Origin of the sequence: Bradyrhizobium yuanmingense, from assembly GCF_900094575.1 — a bacterium.
Classification (GTDB): Bacteria; Pseudomonadota; Alphaproteobacteria; order Rhizobiales; family Xanthobacteraceae; genus Bradyrhizobium; species Bradyrhizobium yuanmingense.
On sequence record NZ_FMAE01000002.1, the window covers coordinates 303,041 to 322,547 of the forward strand.

At 65.0% G+C, this 19,507-nt stretch carries 19 protein-coding genes; 6 read left to right on the forward strand and 13 right to left on the reverse strand.

The genetic code is table 11. The annotated features are described in order from the left end of the window. Window positions 1–31 precede the first annotated feature (31 nt). Entirely contained in the window at window positions 32–1,735 is a 1,704-nt protein-coding gene (locus GA0061099_RS06485; RefSeq protein ID WP_036024280.1) for a sensor domain-containing diguanylate cyclase, read from the reverse strand. Window positions 1,736–1,844: 109 nt separating this feature from the next. Between GA0061099_RS06485 and GA0061099_RS06490 the strand changes: the two genes are divergently transcribed. Then, on the forward strand, window positions 1,845–2,534 hold the full coding sequence (locus GA0061099_RS06490) for a YggS family pyridoxal phosphate-dependent enzyme (protein WP_036003069.1): 690 nt from the start codon (window positions 1,845–1,847) through the stop codon (window positions 2,532–2,534). A gap of 79 nt (window positions 2,535–2,613) precedes the next feature. Here GA0061099_RS06490 and GA0061099_RS06495 read toward each other — a convergent pair whose 3' ends face one another. After that, on the reverse strand, window positions 2,614–3,183 hold the full coding sequence (locus tag GA0061099_RS06495; RefSeq protein WP_036024277.1) for a L,D-transpeptidase family protein: 570 nt from the start codon (window positions 3,181–3,183) through the stop codon (window positions 2,614–2,616). Window positions 3,184–3,386: 203 nt separating this feature from the next. Here GA0061099_RS06495 and GA0061099_RS06500 point away from each other — a divergent pair, with 203 nt between their 5' ends. Then, window positions 3,387–4,073 carry a response regulator transcription factor gene (locus GA0061099_RS06500; RefSeq protein WP_008142830.1) on the forward strand — a complete coding sequence of 229 codons (687 nt, stop codon included), beginning with the start codon at window positions 3,387–3,389 and terminating at the stop codon, window positions 4,071–4,073. A gap of 58 nt (window positions 4,074–4,131) precedes the next feature. Then, a complete protein-coding gene (locus GA0061099_RS06505; RefSeq protein ID WP_025033074.1) occupies window positions 4,132–4,575 on the forward strand; it encodes a Crp/Fnr family transcriptional regulator in 444 nt (147 codons plus the stop codon). Between the two features lie 148 nt (window positions 4,576–4,723). On the opposite strand, the gene GA0061099_RS06510 is transcribed toward GA0061099_RS06505, so the two are convergent. The 8 genes from GA0061099_RS06510 to GA0061099_RS06550 form a co-directional block, all read right to left on the reverse strand. Next, window positions 4,724–5,539: an exodeoxyribonuclease III gene (locus tag GA0061099_RS06510; protein WP_036003067.1), complete on the reverse strand. Its 816-nt coding sequence runs from the start codon at window positions 5,537–5,539 to the stop codon at window positions 4,724–4,726. Between the two features lie 160 nt (window positions 5,540–5,699). Then, window positions 5,700–6,458, reverse strand: a complete 759-nt coding sequence (locus GA0061099_RS06520) for an outer membrane lipoprotein carrier protein LolA (RefSeq protein ID WP_036024276.1) — start codon at window positions 6,456–6,458, stop codon at window positions 5,700–5,702. 152 nt (window positions 6,459–6,610) lie between these two features. Beyond that, window positions 6,611–9,091 (reverse strand): DNA translocase FtsK, encoded by a 2,481-nt coding sequence (locus GA0061099_RS06525; protein WP_036024275.1) that lies wholly within the window; start codon window positions 9,089–9,091, stop codon window positions 6,611–6,613. Between the two features lie 9 nt (window positions 9,092–9,100). Continuing rightward, window positions 9,101–10,315 carry an aminotransferase class I/II-fold pyridoxal phosphate-dependent enzyme gene (locus GA0061099_RS06530; protein WP_036024273.1) on the reverse strand — a complete coding sequence of 405 codons (1,215 nt, stop codon included), beginning with the start codon at window positions 10,313–10,315 and terminating at the stop codon, window positions 9,101–9,103. A gap of 325 nt (window positions 10,316–10,640) precedes the next feature. Beyond that, a complete protein-coding gene (locus tag GA0061099_RS06535) occupies window positions 10,641–12,089 on the reverse strand; it encodes an ammonium transporter (RefSeq protein WP_036003055.1) in 1,449 nt (482 codons plus the stop codon). A 37-nt stretch (window positions 12,090–12,126) separates the two neighbouring features. Continuing rightward, entirely contained in the window at window positions 12,127–12,465 is a 339-nt protein-coding gene (locus GA0061099_RS06540) for a P-II family nitrogen regulator (RefSeq protein ID WP_008142813.1), read from the reverse strand. 309 nt (window positions 12,466–12,774) lie between these two features. Next, complete coding sequence (locus tag GA0061099_RS06545) at window positions 12,775–14,076, reverse strand: ammonium transporter (RefSeq protein WP_036024271.1); 1,302 nt, start codon at window positions 14,074–14,076, stop codon at window positions 12,775–12,777. Between the two features lie 74 nt (window positions 14,077–14,150). Beyond that, a complete protein-coding gene (locus GA0061099_RS06550) occupies window positions 14,151–14,489 on the reverse strand; it encodes a P-II family nitrogen regulator (protein ID WP_008142802.1) in 339 nt (112 codons plus the stop codon). A 260-nt stretch (window positions 14,490–14,749) separates the two neighbouring features. Between GA0061099_RS06550 and GA0061099_RS06555 the strand changes: the two genes are divergently transcribed. Continuing rightward, window positions 14,750–15,628 carry a DUF4339 domain-containing protein gene (locus GA0061099_RS06555; RefSeq protein ID WP_036024270.1) on the forward strand — a complete coding sequence of 293 codons (879 nt, stop codon included), beginning with the start codon at window positions 14,750–14,752 and terminating at the stop codon, window positions 15,626–15,628. Between the two features lie 30 nt (window positions 15,629–15,658). Here the strand turns inward: GA0061099_RS06555 and tesB are convergent, their stop codons facing one another. Further along, a complete protein-coding gene (tesB, locus tag GA0061099_RS06560; protein WP_036003028.1) occupies window positions 15,659–16,522 on the reverse strand; it encodes an acyl-CoA thioesterase II in 864 nt (287 codons plus the stop codon). A gap of 205 nt (window positions 16,523–16,727) precedes the next feature. Here tesB and GA0061099_RS06565 point away from each other — a divergent pair, with 205 nt between their 5' ends. After that, window positions 16,728–17,948, forward strand: coding sequence for a ubiquinone biosynthesis hydroxylase (locus GA0061099_RS06565; RefSeq protein WP_036024268.1), 1,221 nt, complete (start codon window positions 16,728–16,730; stop codon window positions 17,946–17,948). 67 nt (window positions 17,949–18,015) lie between these two features. Here GA0061099_RS06565 and GA0061099_RS06570 read toward each other — a convergent pair whose 3' ends face one another. Then, entirely contained in the window at window positions 18,016–18,213 is a 198-nt protein-coding gene (locus GA0061099_RS06570) for a Trm112 family protein (protein WP_036003042.1), read from the reverse strand. A gap of 57 nt (window positions 18,214–18,270) precedes the next feature. Next, on the reverse strand, window positions 18,271–18,801 hold the full coding sequence (locus tag GA0061099_RS06575; RefSeq protein WP_036024363.1) for a TetR/AcrR family transcriptional regulator: 531 nt from the start codon (window positions 18,799–18,801) through the stop codon (window positions 18,271–18,273). 91 nt (window positions 18,802–18,892) lie between these two features. On the opposite strand from GA0061099_RS06575, the gene GA0061099_RS06580 reads away from it, so the two are divergent. Further along, complete coding sequence (locus tag GA0061099_RS06580; protein WP_036003036.1) at window positions 18,893–19,243, forward strand: hypothetical protein; 351 nt, start codon at window positions 18,893–18,895, stop codon at window positions 19,241–19,243. Window positions 19,244–19,507: the final 264 nt, after the last annotated feature.

Here is a 19,507-nt window from a genome sequence, read left to right on the forward strand (position 1 = left end):
CCGCAAGCAGGGAGAGGTGATGACCAGCGCTTTAGGCGCTCGCCACCATCATCATCTCGGCCGTGCTGGTCGCGATCGCCTGCACTCCGTGCTCGACGACATTGTTGCGGCCACGATGCTTGGCGGCGTAGAGCGCGGCGTCGGCGGCTTCGATCAGGTCGCCGGGACGCAAGGATTCGCTCGGCTTGGTCGCGGCGACGCCGATCGAGACCGTGACGATCATGTGGTTCGAGGTGATGTGAGGCAGGCAGAGCCTCAGCACGGCCGAACGCACCTGCTCGCCGATCGCGACGGCGCGCGTCACGTCGGTGTTCGGCAGCAGCAGGCAGAACTCCTCGCCGCCGTAGCGGGCCGCGAAGCCCATCGTGTCGGCGGCGATGCCGGACAGTGATTCGCCGAGCCGCGTCAGGCAGGAATCGCCTTCGAGATGGCCGTAGGTGTCGTTGAACAGCTTGAAATGGTCGACGTCGATCATCAGAAGCGCCAGCTCGCTGCCATATTGCTGCGCGCGCATCCATTCGAAATCCAGCCGGCTCTGGAAGCCGCGGCGGTTGGCAAGACCGGACAGCATGTCGATCGACGCCATCACCGTCAGGCGGTCGTTGCTTGCGATCAGCTCGCGCTCGCGCTGGCTCAGCTGTGCGGCCATCGCGTTGAACGCGCGGGCCAGCGGCACGAACTCGGCGGGCAGGCGATTGCGCGCGGCGCGCGCCGACAGGTCTCCCTCGCCGAGCCGCTTGGCCATGTCGGCGAGCATCTCGATCGGCTTGATCACGAGCTTTTCGGCGGCGATCAGCGCGCCGAGCAGGACGAACATGAGCACGAAGGCGAGCTGCAGATAGGCGGTGCGGATGTCGCGGCTGACCGCTGCGGACACCTTGTCTTCGTCGATGCTGGCGATCAGGCGGGCATTGGTGCCGGCGATGCGGATATAGCTGACCGCGCGGCGGGAGCCGTCGGCGGCGAGGAAGGACAGCGAACCCTCATCCTGATCGGAGCGCAGCGCCTTGTCGGCGATCGCGGACATCAGCGGCATGTTGTCGAGCGGACGGCCGACCGCGCTGTGCTGATCGGCCGGGGCCGCCAGCACGGTGCCCGCGCTGTCGACCAGCACCGCAGTGATGCCGGCGCGACCGCCCAGATTGTTCATGACCTTCGACATCCAGTCGAGATTGACGGTGGCGAGCACGACGGCATCGGCCACGCCGCTGAAGGCGGAGACCGGATAGACCGCCATCACCGTTGGCGACGGTACCGGTCGCGACATGATGAAGTCGCTCAGCACGAAGCGGCCGGTTTCCTGGGCCTGCTGGAAGTACGGTCGGTCGCTGAGATCGAGGCCGACATACATGTTGTTGGTGGCGCATTGGATGCGGCCGTCCTGGCCGGCGATCAGAAGCGTGCGGATCCAGGGCAGGCTCGACGGCAGGCTCGCGCGCAGCACGTCGCAGCTCTTGCTGATGCCGCCGGCTGAGGCGCGGATGAAGGCCTCCGATTTCAGAATGGTCTCGACCGACGAGATTACCTGGCGCTGCGCATCGGCGCTGTGCCTCGCCACCGTGGTGAATTCAGCCGCGGCCTGCGCAACTTGCCGCGCGCGCGTGTCTTCGAGGGAACGGATGCGCTCGATCATCAAGGGCGTCACGAGAATCACCGCGAGCAACGCAAGCCGCGCCCGGATACCGAGAACCTGCTTGAGTTTCGCGCGCTTGCGGTTGAGACTGACGCTTGCCATTTTCGCTACCCACCCCGCGGGCTAAGGTAAAGCGAAGGGTTCAAAAACTGTTTCTTGAACTCGGTAAAATTGGACCTAACTCGGGCTAAGGTCACAACCAAGAGACGTCATGACGGAAGCCAACGTCGCGCCGGTCACCGGCCATTCACCAAACGCGCTCGCCGCGGTCGAAGCCGAAATTGCACGCGCCTGCAGGGACGCGCAGCGTGACCGCGCCTCGGTCACGCTGATCGCCGTGTCCAAGACGTTCGCGGCGGATGCAATTATCCCGGTTATCGCCGCAGGACAGCGCGTATTTGGCGAGAATCGGGTGCAGGAGGCCAAAGCCAAGTGGCCGGCGTTAACGTCTGCTTACCCCGATATCGCGCTGCATCTGATCGGGCCGCTGCAATCCAACAAGGCGAAAGAGGCGGTTGCGCTGTTCGACGCCATCCATTCGGTCGACCGTCCGAGCATTTGCCAAGCGTTAGCCAAGGAAATCGAATCCCAGAACAGGCACCCGCAGCTGTTCGTCCAGATCAACACCGGCGAGGAGCCGCAGAAGGCCGGGATTGCCCCGGGCGAGGCCGATGCCTTCATTGCAAGCTGCCGCGACACCTACGGGCTGACGATCTCCGGATTGATGTGCATCCCGCCGGTCGACGAGCCGCCCGCCGCCCACTTTGCGCTCACGGCCAAGATCGCCGCGCGCAATGGCTTGACGAATCTCTCGATGGGCATGAGCGCCGATTTCGCGACCGCCATCATGCTGGGTGCCACCCATGTGCGCGTCGGCAGCGCGATCTTCGGGCATCGGTAATTGCCGTTGGCGAGGGCCGATGCCGCCCGAACGCTGTCAATATTGTCGCAAGGGCTCCTCGCAATGACGGCGGTGTGCCTCACCCGATGATGATCTTTGTGCGCGGGCCCAGGCGCCGCAGCAATTGCAGCATGGCGGATTTCGTCATGGAGACGCAGCCGGCGGTCGGGCCGAAATTGTCGCGGGCAAGGTGCAGGAACACCGCGCTGCCGCGGCCGGCGATGCGGGGTCGGGTGTTGTGGTCGATCTCGATGATGAAGTCGTAGAGATGGTCGGCGCGCTGGAGCCGGTCGCCGCCCTGCCCCTCGCCGAGCCGGATGCTCTGGTTGTAGCGGCGGTCCCGCGGATCCTCGCACCAGGCGTCCACGCCGGTGATCATCCGGGCCGGCAGGAACGTCCGGGGACGGCTGTGCCGGTCGCCCCGCCACCACAATTGCCTGGGCCGGAAGCTGCCTCTGGGGGTGCCGCCATCGCCCTCGCGCTTGTTGGCGAGAATGCCGCCTCGCCCCAGCGCAACCGGAATGGTCAGCGCTCCCGCCGTCAGCCAGCCCCGGCGCGGATTGCCGGCAGCAGGCTTAACGCGGATCGCCGAGAGCGGCCCGGGGCCTCGATTCCTGATGTAACCGACTGAAGCTGCTTTGTTTTTCATGTGAACGTGCAATGTCGAATTCATTACAGGACATTCATCAAAACGTCCTGCTATTCTGAGTTAGAGTGCTTCTGGCTTGTGAATCGGTAACAGCCCACTACTTCAACACGAACAACAATAATCACGGCGACCTTAAACTTCCCCTCGCGGCTGGGTGCGGCATGGATGTGCCGCCGAGCCGGACCCCAAAAGGATGACCCCCCATGGCCAATGCCCGCAAGATCCTGATCGTGGATGACGATACCGATCTGCGCGACACGTTGGTGGAGCAATTATCGCTACACGAAGAATTCGAAGCCTCTGCGGTCGATACCGGCGCCAAGGGCGCCAGCGCCGCGAAGGCCAATTCCCCCGATCTGGTTCTGATGGATGTCGGCCTGCCCGACACCGACGGCCGCGAGGTTGTCCGCTCGCTGCGGAAGGGCGGCTTCAAGGCCCCGATCATCATGCTGACCGGGCACGACACCGATTCCGACACGATCCTGGGCCTGGAATCCGGCGCCAACGACTATGTGGCAAAGCCCTTCCGTTTCGCGGTGCTGCTGGCGCGCATCCGCGCCCAGCTCCGTCAGCATGAAGCCAGCGAGGACGCGGTGTTCTCGGTCGGACCCTACTCCTTCCGTCCCGGCTCGAAGATGCTCACCGCGGCCAATGCCCGCAAGGTCCGCCTCACCGAGAAGGAAACCGCAATTCTCCGCTTCCTCTACCGGGCCGGCCAGATGCCGGTGTCGCGCGAGACCCTGCTCCAGGAGGTTTGGGGCTATAATTCCGGCGTCACCACGCACACGCTGGAAACCCACATCTACCGCCTCCGCCAGAAGATCGAGAAGGACGCCGCCAACCCGGAGATCCTGGTGACGGAAGCCGGTGGCTACAAGCTGGTGCCGTGATACGCTTCGATGGCGTGCGAATCGTTTTAGATCGCACGCCTTCGAGCCTCGGACCTGAATGTCAATCGACGATGATGTAGCGCTTCTCGAGCGTGTCCCGACACTGCGCCTGTTGGGAGACGCCTCGTTGCGCATGCTGGCGATCGGCTCGGAGCAGCGTGATTTCGTCCGCGGCGACGTGCTGTTCAATCTCGGCGACGACGCCGACGCCGGCTTCGTGGTCCAGCGCGGCGCCTTCCGGGTTGAAGACGGCGCCGGCGCCGAAATGATCGCCGGCCCTGGCGCGTTGATCGGCGAGCTCGCGCTGGTGGTGCCGATGAAGCGGCCGTCGAGCGCGGTCGCGCTGGAGCATTCCTCCGTCATCCGCGTCGCCCGCAGCCTGTTCCAGCGCGTGCTCGAAAGCGATCCCGCTGCGGCGGTGCGCCTGCGCGACGAGTTCGCGGTGCGCTCCAGCCAGATCGCCAGCGATATTTTGATGGCGGGTGCGAAGCTGACGTCGTAGCTCTCTCCACTCGTCATTCCGGGGCGCGACGAAGTCGCGAACTATGGTGCGCAATTGCGCACCTGAGAATCCATTGAGCGGCAGAGTCAGTTGATGAATGGATTCCGGGCTCGCGCCAAGTGGCGCGCCCCGGAATGACGAGGGCGGCTCACACCTCCAGCGTCACCGTCACAGGCACGTGGTCCGATGGCCGCTCCCAGCTGCGCGCATCGCGCAGAATCCTGAAATCGCTGACTGCATCCTTCAGCGCGCGCGAGACCCAGATGTGGTCGAGCCTGCGGCCGCGATCGCCGATGGTCCAGTCGGCGGAGCGGTAGCTCCACCACGTATAGACCTTCTCCGACATCGGGATGCGCTCGCGCGCGACGTCGACCCATTCGCCGGCCGCGAGCGCCGCCTTCAGCTTCTCCGTTTCGACAGGCGTGTGCGAGACCACTTTCAGCAGCTGCTTGTGCGACCACACGTCGTTCTCGTGCGGGGCGACGTTGAGATCGCCGACCAGAATGTGGCGGTCCTCACCGCGCGGATGCAGCGGCTCGCACGCTTTCATCTCGTCGAGGAAGCGGAGCTTGTGGTCGAATTTCTCGTTCAGCGCGGGATCGGGAATGTCGCCGCCCGCGGGCACGTAGAAATTATGCAGCACCAGTGGTTTTGCGATGCCCGCCTTTTCACCGAACGACACCGAGATGTGGCGCGAATCCACCTTGTCGCAGAAGGTGCGGATGTCCTTCGATTCGAACGGGATCTTCGAGATGATGGCGACGCCGTGATAGCCCTTCTGACCGTTCAGCGCGACGTGCTCGTAGCCGAGCCGCTTGAAGCGCTTCAGCGGAAAAGCATCGTCGATGCACTTGGTCTCCTGCAGGCACAGCACTTCTGGCCGCGCGCTCTTGAGAAATTTCGCGACCAGGTCGATGCGTAGCCGCACCGAATTGATGTTCCAGGTTGTCAGGGAAAGACGCATAGGAAATGCGTCTTAGCATGGATTGGCGTGGGGAAAATGCTTGTCCACAGCGAGCTCTCGTAGGGTGGGCAAAGCGAAGCGTGCCCACCGTGATGGCCGTGAGGAGAGGTGGTGGGCACGGCGCAAGAGCGCCTTTGCCCACCCTACGGCAGCGGAGCGCTCAACCCCGCGACGGCGTGTTGTAATTGGTGAAATCGATCTTGAACATGTTGGGGTCGAGCTTCTTGCTCGAGTCCAGATTGTACACCGCAATCGTCGTGTCGTAGCCCTGCGGATCGGTGACGGTCCACTGCTTGAGCTGGCCGTCCTTGGCGCCGAACATCAGCAGCAAGCGGCTGGTGCCGACCAGGGCCTGCTTCTCCTCGATGGTGACGCTGACGAAGACGTCGTCGGCCGAGACGCCAACGACATTGGTGTCCCTCATCAGGTCGATGCGGTCGGACAATAGAAAGCGCAGCGGCGTCTGCGACAGCGGGTAGACGTCCTGGGTCGCGAGCTTGCGGTCGCGCACCACGAGCGAGGATCCGTCGGCGACGATGTCGATCGGGCTCGGCGCATCATATTCGAAGCGTACCTTGCCGGGTTTCTGGATGTAGAAGTCGCCCTGCGTCTTGCTGCCGTCGGGACCGACCTGGACGAAATTCCCGACCAACGTCTGCAGCGACGACAGATAGGCGCTGACCTTGGCCGCCTGCGCTTTCTGGTTGGCGTCGAAGGTCTGGAAGATGCTGCTCGGAACGTTGCGCCGCGGATCCGGGATCACCGGATTGGGCGGCGCCTGCGTCGCGCCGGTGACGGCCGGCCCACCGGCGGTCGCGCCGCTGTCACGCCCCTTCGGCGCGGGCTTCGGCACCGGCACGGTCTGCGCGAAAGACGCAGCGGTCACCATCGCGGCGGTGACGAGAAGCACGCCGGCCATGCGCGCGCTTCGCGCGGCGATCGTGGCAGCGAATCGAATGTCCGGATGTCTAATCAACGCGTCGTCCTGTGTGGCTGGGCGCCCTTTTACCGTGATTTCGGGCAAAAGCAGATATCGAATTTGCGTGAAATGTTGCTCAGAGGCTCCTCGCCTCACATATGGCTGTCTTCTTCCTCGACCAGAATCTCGCGCTTGCCGGCATGGTTGGCGGGACCGACGATGCCCTCCAGTTCCATGCGCTCCATCAGCGATGCGGCGCGGTTGTAGCCGATTTGCAGGCGGCGCTGGATGTAGCTGGTCGAGGCCTTGCGATCGCGTTTGACGATCGCGACCGCCTGCTGGAAGAGATCGCCGCCGCCATCGCCGCCCATGCCGGTGGCGTCGAACACGGCACCGTCCTCGTCCTCGGTCGGCTCTTCGGCGGTGACGGCTTCGAGATATTCCGGCTGTCCCTGGGTCTTGAGGTGACGCACCACCTTCTCGACTTCCTCGTCGGAGGCGAACGGTCCGTGCACGCGGCTGATGCGGCCGCCGCCCGCCATGTAGAGCATGTCGCCCTGGCCGAGCAGCTGCTCGGCGCCCATCTCGCCGAGAATGGTGCGGCTGTCGATCTTGGACGTGACCTGGAAGGCGATACGGGTCGGGAAGTTCGCCTTGATGGTGCCGGTGATGACGTCGACCGACGGACGCTGCGTCGCCAGGATCACGTGCAGGCCGGCGGCGCGCGCCATCTGCGCCAGACGCTGCACCGCGCCTTCGATGTCCTTGCCGGCGACCATCATCAGGTCGGCCATTTCGTCGACGATGATGACGATGTAGGGCAGCGGATCGAGCGAGAGCTTCTCTTCCTCGTAGATCGCCTTGCCGGTCTCCTTGTCGAAGCCGGTATGCACCGTGCGCGTCGGCTCCTCGCCCTTGGCCTTCAATTCGAGCAGGCGCGTGTTGTAACCGTCGATGTTGCGCACACCGAGCTTGGCCATGTTCTTGTAGCGCTCTTCCATCTCGCGCACGGCCCATTTCAGCGCGACCACCGCCTTTTTCGGGTCGGTCACAACAGGCGTGAGCAGATGGGGAATGCCGTCATAGACGGAGAGCTCGAGCATCTTCGGATCGACCATGATCAGGCGGCATTGGTCCGGCCGCAGCCGGTAGACCAGGCTGAGGATCATGGTGTTGATCGCGACCGACTTGCCCGAGCCGGTGGTGCCGGCGATCAGCATGTGCGGGGTGCGCGCGAGATCGATGATGACGGGGTCGCCGCCGATGGTCTTGCCGAGACAGAGCGGCAGCTTCGCCACCGTGTCGGTCGCCTCCTTCGCCACCAGCAATTCGCGCAAATAGACTTTCTCGCGATGCGCGTTCGGCAGCTCGATGCCGATCGCGTTGCGGCCGGGCACGACGGCGACGCGTGCCGACAGCGCGCTCATCGAGCGGGCGATGTCGTCGGCAAGGCCGATCACGCGCGATGACTTGATGCCGGGCGCCGGCTCCAGCTCGTACAGCGTGACCACCGGACCCGGATTGGCCTTCACGATCTCGCCGCGCACGCCGAAATCCTGCAGCACGCCTTCGAGCGAACGGGAATTGTTCTCCAGCTCGGCCTTGCTGAGCGGCTGGCGATCGCCGGCCTTCGGTGCGGCCAGCATGGAGACGGACGGGAGGTCGAACTTGTCGGAGGATTTCTTGGAAGCGGGCTTCGGCGCGGCTTTCTTCTTCGGGGCGCGCGCGGCGGGCTCCTCCTCTTCCTCCTCCTCGTCCTCCAATTCGTCTTCGTGCTCGTCCTCGTAGTCCTCGTCTTGAGACTGCGGCGAGATCGACGGCGCCGAGCGGCCGCCGCCGAGATTCGGCTCCTGCCGGCTGAACTGGGCGGCCTTGGTCTTCGGTCCGCTCGAGACCAGCGAGCGGTAGGCGGCACCACACAGCCAGATCAGCCGCGCCTTGGTGCTCATCAATGCATGGAACAGCCAGCCCAGCGAGACCGAACCCCGATCGCTCTCCTCGTCTTCGTCGAGCGGCTTGTCGTCATCGGCGACCTCAGCGATCTCGTCGTCTTGCTCGCGCGCGCCGAGGCCGCAGGCGATCAGGAAGGTCGCTGTCATCGCGGCGAACAGGATCGTGCCCAGCACGATGCGATAGATCGTACCGGCCGGCCCGAAGATCACCGCGGGCGCGCGCACCAGCGCATCGCCGACCACGCCGCCGAGGCCGGTCGGCAGCGGCCAGGCCCCGCCATGCTGAAAGCAACTGACGAAGCCTGCCGCGATCACCGTGCAGAGAATCCAGGAGCCGAGCCGCAGCGCCTCGCGGTCGAACGGCCGATGCGTCATCATACGCCAGCCCCAGACCGCAACGGTCAGGACCAGCATGATCGCGCCGAGCCCCAGGATCTGCATGGCGAGATCGGCGCCGATCGCGCCGGCATAGCCGAGGATGTTGCGGATCGGCCGCGAGGTCGCGTGGCTGAGACTGGGATCCTGCACCGACCACGTCATCAGCGCCGCCGCGGCGATGCCCGCCAGCGCGATCAGGCCGAGGCCGGCGAGCTCGCGCATGCGCCGCGCCAGCCCCTCGCGGATCGAGGGCGGCAGATGGCCGACCAGAGGAATGACGCGTTCGATTGCCGACATGCTCACGGGCCCCGCCTAACCCAGAGTCTCGACCAGCCGGTGCAGCGCCTGCGCCGTGGTCTCGCCGTCCTGCACCAGTGCGAGGCGGATATAGCCTGCGCCGGGATTGAATCCGTCAGGCTGCTGTCGCGCCAGGAAGCTGCCGGGCACCACGCGCACGCCGGCTTCCTTGAACAGCTTGAGCGTCACCGACACGTCGTCGCCGATCTCGGAGGTGTTGAGCCAGACGCAGAAGCCGGCATCGGGGCGGCGATAGCCGTAACGATTGCCGATGATCTGGTCGGCGAGGTCGAACTTGATCCGGTACAGCCGCCGATTCTCCTCGACATGCGCCTCGTCGCCATAGGCGACCGTCGCGACATGCTGCAGCGGCACCGGCACCTGGGGCGCGGCGATGTAGCGCAGCTCGAGGAACATGCCGATGAACCTCTTGTCGCCGGCGGCAAAGCCGACGCGCAGGCCCGGCAGGTTGGAGCGCTTCGACAGTGACTGGAACGCGACCACGCGCGTGAAGTCGGGGCCGGCGCATTCCAGCGCGCTGCCGGGTGCCTCGCGGGTGTAGATCTCGGAATAGCACTCGTCGCTGAGGATCACGAAGCCATAGCGATCGGCGAGCTGCTTCAATCGCTTGAAATAGCCGGGCCTCGCGACCGAGCCCTGCGGATTGGCGGGCGAAGCCAGGTAGAACGCCACCGTGCGCGCCAGCGTCGCCTCATTGATGGCGTCGAGATCGGGCAGGAAGCCGTTCTCGACCGTGGTCGGCAGATGGACCGGCTCGCAAGCGGCCGCAAGCGCGCCCGCGCCGTAGACCGGATAGAACGGGTTCGGCATCAGGATCGCGGGCTTGCCCGGACGCGGGCCGACATAGCGCGCGGCCGCGATCGCGGCGAGGAACAGCCCCTCGCGGCTGCCATTGAGGACGAGAATCTCGCTCTCGGGATCGAGCGGCCGCGGCAGCTTGAACCGCGTCGACAGCCAGGCCCCGGCGGCGTTGCGGAACGGGTCGGTGCCCTTGTTGGCGGGGTAACGGCCGAAATCGGCGATGTGCTTGGCCAGCACCGGGCCGACAAAGTCGGGTACGGGATGCTGGGGCTCGCCGACCGCAAGCGAAATCAAGGGCTTGCCCGGCTGATGCGGGGCCAGCAGCTCGTTCAGCCGGACGAAGGGCGAGCGTTCGGAATCGGAGCCATTACCGCCCTGCGGCGCACGGGATGAAGCGGTCAGAGCCATTCGTTGGGCGCCAGTACTCTTGGAACGGCCGGTCGCTACCAAAGGCGCCGGCGGGAAGCGGTTCAGTTCACCATAGATAGGGCGAGGTTAAGACGCGATTAACCATCGGCCGCCGCCCGCGTCCAGAGCGGGAATAATGGGGCCGGAGACAGCGGCGTGCATGGACGGTCCCCCCTCCCCCGGAGGCGCCTGCAGGCGGAGCGATCAAAAGAAAGGGGCTCCAGCTTGCGCTGGAGCCCCTCAACGGTCAGGGCATTGCCGGGTATGTGCCCGAACCGTAGTTGTGGACGCGGTCCCCGAAGAGACCGCGCCCGGGAGGAGAGGGTCACATGTTGTAGGCGCGCTCGGTGTGCTCGGTGATGTCGAGGCCTTCACGCTCGCTCTCGACATTGGCGCGGAGGCCGACGATCACATCGACAACCTTGAAGAGGATCGCCGAGCCGACGCCCGACCACACCAGCGTGGTGCAGACGGCCTTGATCTGGGCGAGCATCTGCGTGGCGAAGTCGTAATCGGCGACCTTCGGCGGGATCGCCGAATAGTCGATGATGCCGGCGCCGCCGAGCGCGGGGTTGACCAGAATGCCGGTGCCGATGGCGCCGACGATGCCGCCGATGCAGTGCACGCCGAACACGTCGAGGGAGTCATCGTAGCCGAGCGCGTTCTTCACCACGGTGCAGAAGAACAGGCAGACCACGCCGACGACGAGGCCGAGGACGATCGCTCCCATGACGCCGGAGAAGCCGGCGGCGGGCGTGACGGCCACGAGGCCCGCGACGGCGCCTGAGATCACGCCGAGCACGGAGGGATGACCCTTGATGATCCACTCCGCGAACATCCACGACAGCGCGGCGGCTGCGGTGGCGACGAAGGAGTTGGTCATGGCGAGCGCAGCGCCGCCGCTGGCCTCGAGATTGGAGCCGGCATTGAAGCCGAACCAGCCGACCCAGAGCAGCGAGGCGCCGATCATCGACATGGTCAGCGAGTGCGGGGCCATCAGCTCCTTGCCGTAGCCGACGCGCTTGCCGATCAGGAGAGCGCCGACGAGGCCCGCGATACCGGCGTTGATGTGCACCACGGTGCCGCCCGCGAAGTCGATCGCGCCCATCTTGAAGATCCAGCCGGCATCGGCGTTGAGCTCGTCGAGCTTGGCCTGGGCCGCGGTCTTCGCCGCCGCGTCAGTAGCGGCAGCCAACGCTTTGGCCGCATCCTGGATCAGGTCCGGACCCTGCCAGTACCAGACCATGTGCGCGATCGGGAAATAGACCAGCGTCACCCAGAGCGGAACGAACAGCGCGATCGCCGCGAACTTCATGCGCTCGGCGAAGGCGCCGACGATGAGAGCGGGCGTGATCGCCGCGAAGGTCATCTGGAAGCAGACGTAAATCAGCTCCGAGATGTTGGCGTCGACCGAGAAGGTCGCGGCCTTCGTGTCGGTGGTGACGCCCATCATGAAGGCCTTGGAGAAGCCGCCGATGAAGTCGGAGCCGCCGGTGAAGGTGAGGCTGTAGCCGTATACGGCCCAGATCACGCAGACGACGCAGACGGTGTAGAACACCTGCATCAGGACCGAGAGCATGTTCTTGGAACGAACCAGACCGCCGTAGAACAGCGCGAGGCCGGGGATCGTCATCAACAGCACCAGCACTGTCGATGTCAGCATCCAGGCGTTGTCTCCCTTGTTGACCGTTGGCTCGGCGTAGGCTGCGGTCGCAGCGAACAGGCCGACTGCGAGAGCCGCCAGTCCCGCGCCATAGGGACGCTTGAACGTCATATTGTTTACTCCTGCTTGGATAAGGTTGAGCGCGAAATCAGAGGGCCGCGGCATCGGCCTCGCCGGTGCGGATACGCACCGCGTGGTCGAGGTTGATGACGAAGATCTTGCCGTCGCCGATCTGTCCGGTTTTCGCCGCGGACGTGATGGCATCGATGGTCTTGTCGACCTGGTCGGAGGCGACAGCGACCTCGATCTTGATCTTGGGCAGGAAGCTCACGGCATATTCGGCGCCGCGATAGATTTCCGTATGGCCCTTCTGGCGGCCATACCCCTTGACTTCCGTCACCGTGAGACCGTGAACGCCGATGGCGGTCAGGGCGTCACGGACTTCTTCAAGCTTGAATGGCTTGATGATCGCCATAACAATTTTCATGGGTCCTATCCCCGCTTGGGCCCGGTCCGGACGTGGCCGGGCGTTCTCGACTGGTTCGCCACGAGGGAGAAGTTTCACTACGCGGGCACAGCCGGACCCCTAGAATCAAATGCCGTGCCAGATCAGGCGGATTGCCTAACGGACTATGAAGACGGGGGTTTTCGCCTTTGGCGGGTGTTGCGATGCAGTGCGCTATTACGTCGCGCTCAAAACGTGGTCACACCTGCTGAAAATAAGGGCAAGACAGGCTCCCGACACAATGTTGCTCACGTGTCGGGCAACGAGGCGGTATTTACGTAGCGTCGGCGCCTATTGCAGGGCTTCACCGTGCTGCGAAATATCCAGACCCTCCAGCTCGTGCTCACGGGATACGCGCAAGGGCACGAACAGGCCGACCAGCTTGAGCAGGATGAAGCTGACGCCCGCCGACCAGACGAAGGTCACGGCGACCCCATAGAACTGGATCAGGAGCTGCTGCGGATTGCCCTCCAGCAGGCCGGCGGTGCCGCCGATGGCGCTGGTGGCGAACACGCCGCCGAGCAGGGTGCCGGTCAGGCCGCCGATGCCGTGGACGCCGAAGACGTCGAGCGAATCGTCGTAGTCGAAGCGGTGCTTCAGCCAGGTACAGGCCCAGTAGCAGAGTGCACCGGCAATGATGCCGATGACGATGCCGTGCCATGGCGCGACGAAGCCCGAGGCCGGCGTGATGGTGCCGAGACCTGCGACCGCGCCGGAGATCATGCCGAGCACCGAGGGCTTGCGCCGCGTCGCCCATTCGATCGCGCCCCAGGTCAGCGCGCCCGCGCAGGCGGCCAGATGGGTCGCGATGATCGCCATCACCGCGCGTGAGTTCGCTCCGAGTGCCGAGCCGCCGTTGAAGCCGAACCAGCCGACCCACAACAGGCCGGTGCCCATCACTGCGAGCGACAGATCGAACGGCGAGAGATTCTCGGTGCCGTAGCCGTGACGGCGTCCCATCACCTTGGCTGCAACGAGGCCGCCGGTGCCGGCCGACAGATGCACGACGAGACCGCCGGCGAAATCGAGCACGCCCATGCTGGCGAGGAAGCCGCCGCCCCACACCCAATGCGCCAGCGGAATGTAGACGAAGATGAACCAGGCGACCGAGAACAGGAGATAGGCGGAGAACCGCATGCGGTCGGCGACCGAGCCGGCGACCAGCGCCACCGTGATGATGGCAAACGTCATCTGGTACAGCATGAACAGCGATTCCGGGATCGTCTTCGCCGCCGGGTTGACGCTGTCCATGGTCATGCCGGCGAGAAACCAGCGATCGAGCGTGCCGATCCAGGGGCCGTCGCCGACGAAGCACAGCGAGTAGCCGAACGCCACCCAGAGAATGGAGATCAGCGTTACCGCGGCCAGGCTCTGCGCCATGGTGGCGAGCACGTTCTTCTTGCGCACCATGCCGGAGTAGAACAGCGCAAGCCCCGGGATCGTCATCATCAGCACCAGCGCTGTCGCGACGATCATCCAGGCGGTGTCGGCGGTGCTGATCTCGTTGGCCGCCGCGTGCGCCGGCGAAGCCATGGCGGACACAAATCCGATTGGCGCAGCCATTGCAGCTGCGCGGCGCGACAATCCCGCCATATCGTTCCCCCCGGCATCAATTGGCGTCGCACGCTGTGGCGTCGTTGCCCGGTGCGATCGAAGAATAATTTGTGTTAAAGCGCGTCGCTGTCGGTCTCGCCGGTGCGGATGCGCAGCGCGTGGTCGATCGGCGTGACGAAGATCTTGCCGTCGCCGATCTGGCCGGTGCGCGCCGTCGCGGTGATCACGGCGACCGCCTTGTCGGCGACGTCGGAAGCGACCGCGATCTCGATGCGCAGCTTCGGCAGGAAGTTCACGACATATTCGGCGCCGCGATAGATCTCGGTGTGGCCCTTCTGCCGGCCATAGCCTTTCACCTCGGTCACGGTCATGCCGTGCACGCCGATCGCCGTTAGGGCCTGGCGGACCTCATCGAGCTTGAAGGGTTTGATGATCGCGACGACGAGTTTCATGGTCAGGCCTATTCCCCGGGATGCGCCGCGCCGTATGTCCCCGGCGCTGCGTCAATCTGGCATCTTTCCGGGCAAATGGCACAAAAAAGTTGCAGATTGAAGCGGAAAAACGTTTGGCCAAGGGCGGTCATGTGAACGGCCGCCTCTGTACAGGGCAGCTGTTCATCATTCACAATGCATTTTTGGCATGGATGCGGTGAACCCAGGCGTGAACCGAAGCGTCCCGGCCGGTACATACGTAAGTTCGAGGGGGACGTTCCATGGCGAGTTGGTTCTACGCATCCGAGGGTAAGCAGCAGGGGCCCTTTCCGGAAGGGCAATTCCGCGACCTCGTTGCCCAGGGCGTCGTGCGTCCGGACACCTTGGTCTGGACCGAGGGCATGGCCGGCTGGCAGAAGGCCGCCGAAATTTCCGGCCTGATCGGCGGCGGTGCGCCGCCGATGGTCCCGACGGGCGGAAGTGGCTATGGCGGCGCTGCCGGCCATGCAAGCGGTGGATCGCTCTCGGTCGATTTCAGCATCCTTGAATTCACCTGGCGCAGCATCGTCCTGCTGATCGGAATGATCTTCGTCATCCCGGCGCCCTGGGCCTTCGTCTGGTACACCAGATGGATCGTCTCCTGCGTGAACGTCCCCGGGCGGCCGAACCTCAGCTTCACCGGCAATGCGATGACGTTGGTGCCGTGGTATTTCGGCTTCATCGTTCTCGCCATCGCGCTTGGCTTCGTCGGCAGCGAGATATTGAGCAACCTGCTGTTCATCGTGCAGATCGTGCTCTACTGGCTGCTGATCAAATGGATGGTCGCGAACCTCGCCTCCAACGGGCAGCCGCTGGGCCTCAGCTTCACCGGTTCGGTCTGGGCCTATATCGGCTGGAATCTGCTGTTCGCGATTTCCATCATCACCATCATCGGCTGGGCCTGGGTGGCCGCGGCTCAGATGCGCTGGTTCTGCCGCAACGTCGAGGGCACCCGGCGCGAGATCGTCTTCAAGGGCAGCGGCCTCGATATCCTCTGGCGCGGCATCGTGGCCGCCATCCTGATGTGCTTCATCATCCCGATCCCGTGGGTGTACCGCTGGATCATGAACTGGTTCGCCTCGCAGACCGAGCTCGCGCCGCGCGGCTCGCTCGGGGCATGATCTGAACGCTTCAGGCGCTGCTTGAAGCGATCAGGCCTTCCGTTCGCGCACCGAGCCTTCCTGCGCGACGGAGGCGACCAGCGTGCCGTCCGGCTTGAAGATCGAGCCGCGGGTCAGCCCCCGGCCCGATTGCGCGCTCGGCGAATCCTGCGCGTAGAGCAGCCATTCGTCGGCGCGGAACGGGCGATGGAACCACATCGCGTGGTCGAGACTCGCCGGCATCATGCGCTTGTCGAACAGCGTGCGGCCATAGCGCGCCATGATCGCATCGAGCAGCGAGAAGTCCGAGGCGTAAGCGAGCGCGCACATGTGCAGCGCCGGATCGTCGGGCAGCTTGGCGGCGGTCTTGATCCAGACGTGGATGCGGCCGTCGTCGATCTTCTGGCCGAAATAACGGCCGAGCTCGACCGGGCGCAGCTCGATCGGCCGATCGGATTCGTAGTAGCGGCGGATGAAGTCCGGCATCTCCTTGAACATCGGCTGCTTCGCCACCTCCTCCGCCGTGAGCTTTTCCGGCGGCGGCACGTCCGGCATCTTGTCCTGGTGGTCGAACGCAGTCTCCTCCTCGGCGTGGAACGACACCATGATCGAGAAGATCGCGTTGCCGTGCTGGATCGCGGTGACGCGGCGGGTCGAGTAGCTTTTGCCGTCGCGCAGGCGCTCGACCTGATAGATGATCGGGATCTGCGGATCGCCCGGCAGGATGAAATAGCAATGCAGCGAATGCGGCAGCCGGCCCTCCACGGTGCGGCAGGCCGCGACCATCGCCTGCCCGATCACCTGGCCGCCGAACACCCGCTGCCAGCTCGTCTTCGGGCTGTTGCCGCGGAACAGGTTCACCTCGAGCTGCTCGAGGTCGAGGATCCCGATGAGGTCGATCAGTCCTTTGGACATGATGGTGCTTTCCAGTGATGCCTCATTCCGGGGCGCACGCGGTGCGAACCCGAAAATCTCGAGCTGATAAACCTCCGGATTCCGGGTACGCGCGTTGCGCGCCCCGGAATGACGGAACGAAGGGCTAGCGGTCCTCGTTTCACCGCACTGTTTCGCCCAGCTCAAGTCTGCTAGCAAGACCGAGAATTGTCCGGGAAGCTTTGGTATGTCGGTACAGGGTAGCATTGTCATCGGTGGCGGCGCGTTTGCCGGCCTTGCGCTGGCCTTGGCGCTGCGCCAGGGGCTCGGGCCCGAGATCCCAATCATCGTCGCCGATCCCGCGCTCGGCACGCGGCCGAGCCGCGACCCCCGCGCCACCGCGATCGTCGCCGCCTGCCGCCGCCTGTTCGAGACGATCGGCGCCTGGGACGACGTCCGGGGCGAGGCCCAGCCGATCCTCGACATGGTCGTCACCGATTCCAAGCTCGAGGACGCCACCCGCCCGGTATTCCTGAACTTCGCCGGCGACGTCGCGCCGGGCGAGCCCTTCGCGCATATGATCGAGAACCGCCGCCTGATCGACGCGCTGGTGGTGCGCGCCGAGGCCGACGGCATCGATCTTCGCGCCACCCCGGTCGCCTCCTACGATGCGCGCACCGACGGCATCGAGGTGACGCTCGGCGACGGCAGCGTGATCGCGGCGGGCCTCTTGGTCGCCGCCGATGGCGCGCGGTCGAAGCTGCGCGAGCGCGCCGGCATCGTCACTCATGGCTGGGAGTACGATCAGTCCGGCATCGTCGTCACCGTCGGCCACGAGCGCGATCACGAGGGCCGCGCCGAGGAACACTTCCTGCCGGCCGGCCCGTTCGCGATCCTGCCGCTCACCGGCAAACGCTCCTCGCTGGTGTGGACCGAGCGCCGCACTGAGGCCGCGCGCATCATCGCCCTCAGCGACGAGGAATTCCACGCCGAGCTCGAGCAGCGCTTCGGCCTGCATCTCGGCGAGGTCAAGGTGCTCGACAAGCCGCGGGCGTTTCCGCTGTCTTATTTCGTCGCGCGGTCCTTCATCGCCGAGCGCCTCGCGCTGGTCGGCGACGCTGCCCATGTCATCCACCCCATCGCGGGCCAAGGCCTCAACATGGGCCTGAAGGACGTCGCTGCGCTGGCGGAAGTGGTGGTCGATGCCGCGCGGCTCGGCCTGGATATCGGCGGGGCGGACGTGCTCGAACGCTACCAGCGCTGGCGCCGGTTCGACACCATGGCGATGGGCGTCGCCACCAACTCGCTGAACTTCCTGTTCTCCAACCAGTCGACGCTGTTGCGCACGGTGCGCGACATCGGCCTCGGCCTCGTCGACCGCGCCCCGCCGCTGAAGAACCTCTTCATCCGCCAGGCCGCAGGCCTCACCGGCGAGGTGCCGCGGCTGTTGAAGGGCGAGGCGTTGTAAGGGCGAATGGTGAGTATCGAGTGGCGAGTGGACCCATTCGCCATTCGCCACTCCCCACTCGCTGTTATCAATCGATCTTGCGCGCCTCTTCCGGCAGCATGATCGGGATGCCGTCGCGAATGGGATAAGCGAGCTTGGCGCTGCGCGAGATCAGCTCCTGCCGCTCAGCATCGAATTCCAGCGGGCCCTTTGTCAGCGGGCAGACCAGGATCTCCAGCAATTTTGGATCGACGCTGGCTTCGGGACGTTCGGTGGGCGCGTTCATGGAAGTCTCCGGCACTTGCTTGCCTTTAGCATAGAAATTCGCGCCCGCCATCGCGCTTTAGGCGGAGACCATCGCCAGGAGCTCGTCGAGCATGGTCCGCAGCCGCGCGGCCGGGATTGACGGGCCTGACAGGGCGAAACCGAGAAATGTCCAGTACAGGATCTGCGCGCGGGCCTGCGCCGTTGCCGGGGCGAGTCCCCGCTTCTGCAGCAGCTCCTCGATATAATCGAGCCTGCGGCGATCGATGGCACGCACCGCCCCTTGCGCGCTCGCATCGAACGCCGCCCAATTGCGCACCGCGCGTTCGAGGTCGAGCCGCGCGCCGAAGGATCTCCGCAGCAGCATCTTGACCGGCTCGTCGCCGGCGGCTTCGACGTCGGCGATGATCCGCTCGGCCGCGATCTCGCGCCAGCGCTTCAGCACCGCGGCGTGAAACGCGGCGAGATCGGCGAAATGCCAATAGAAGCTGCCGCGCGATACGCCCATGGCCTTGGCGAGCGGCTCGGCCTTCAAGGCCGTGAAGCCGCTCTTGGCCAGGGCCTTGAGGCCCTGGCCAGTCCAATCGTCAGCGGAGAGCTGTTGGTTCATGTCGTTTCCCGAAAAGCGCACCATACACTAGTGTATTGACAAGCGCTTGGCCAGACGCTATCGAAACATACATGAGTGTATGGAGGCGTCGATGCGGGATCTGCTGCTCCAGTGTGCGGGCGTCGTGACCATCGCCGTTGCGCTCGTTCACGGCTACCTCGGCGAAGCCAAGGTCTTCGCCCGCGCTCGCATCGAGCCGGAGCGCCTCCGCACCTTGATCCGGCTGGTGTGGCAGGCCTCGACCGTGGCCTGGATCGGCGGTGGCGTGCTGCTGATCGCGGCGCCGTGGATGCAATCGGAGCCGGCTCGTCACTGGATCGTCGCGACCATGGCCTGCGTGTTCGGCTGCTCCGCCCTCGCCAACGCATGGGCGACGCGGGGCCGGCATTTCGGCTGGATGGCGCTCAGTGCGGTCGTCGTGATGTCGGTTGCCGGGTACTAGAACTCATCTAAAGCGGACCAGATCCGTTACCGATCGACCAGGCATTCTTCGGATGCCGTCATCGTCCTGGTCGTGCTCCACGTTGCTGGTGTGGCGCTGATAGGACTCCTGCAGCGCGATGATCACCGGACGCAAGCGCATCCGCGTCCATCTCCAGTCATCTGCAAACGCGCGCAGCGGGCTTCCGGCGCGACCGGCGCGCGGAACGTGTTAGCCCCACAGATCAAATTTTACGGACGGTGTTGGCAAGCCGCTAAGCATGCG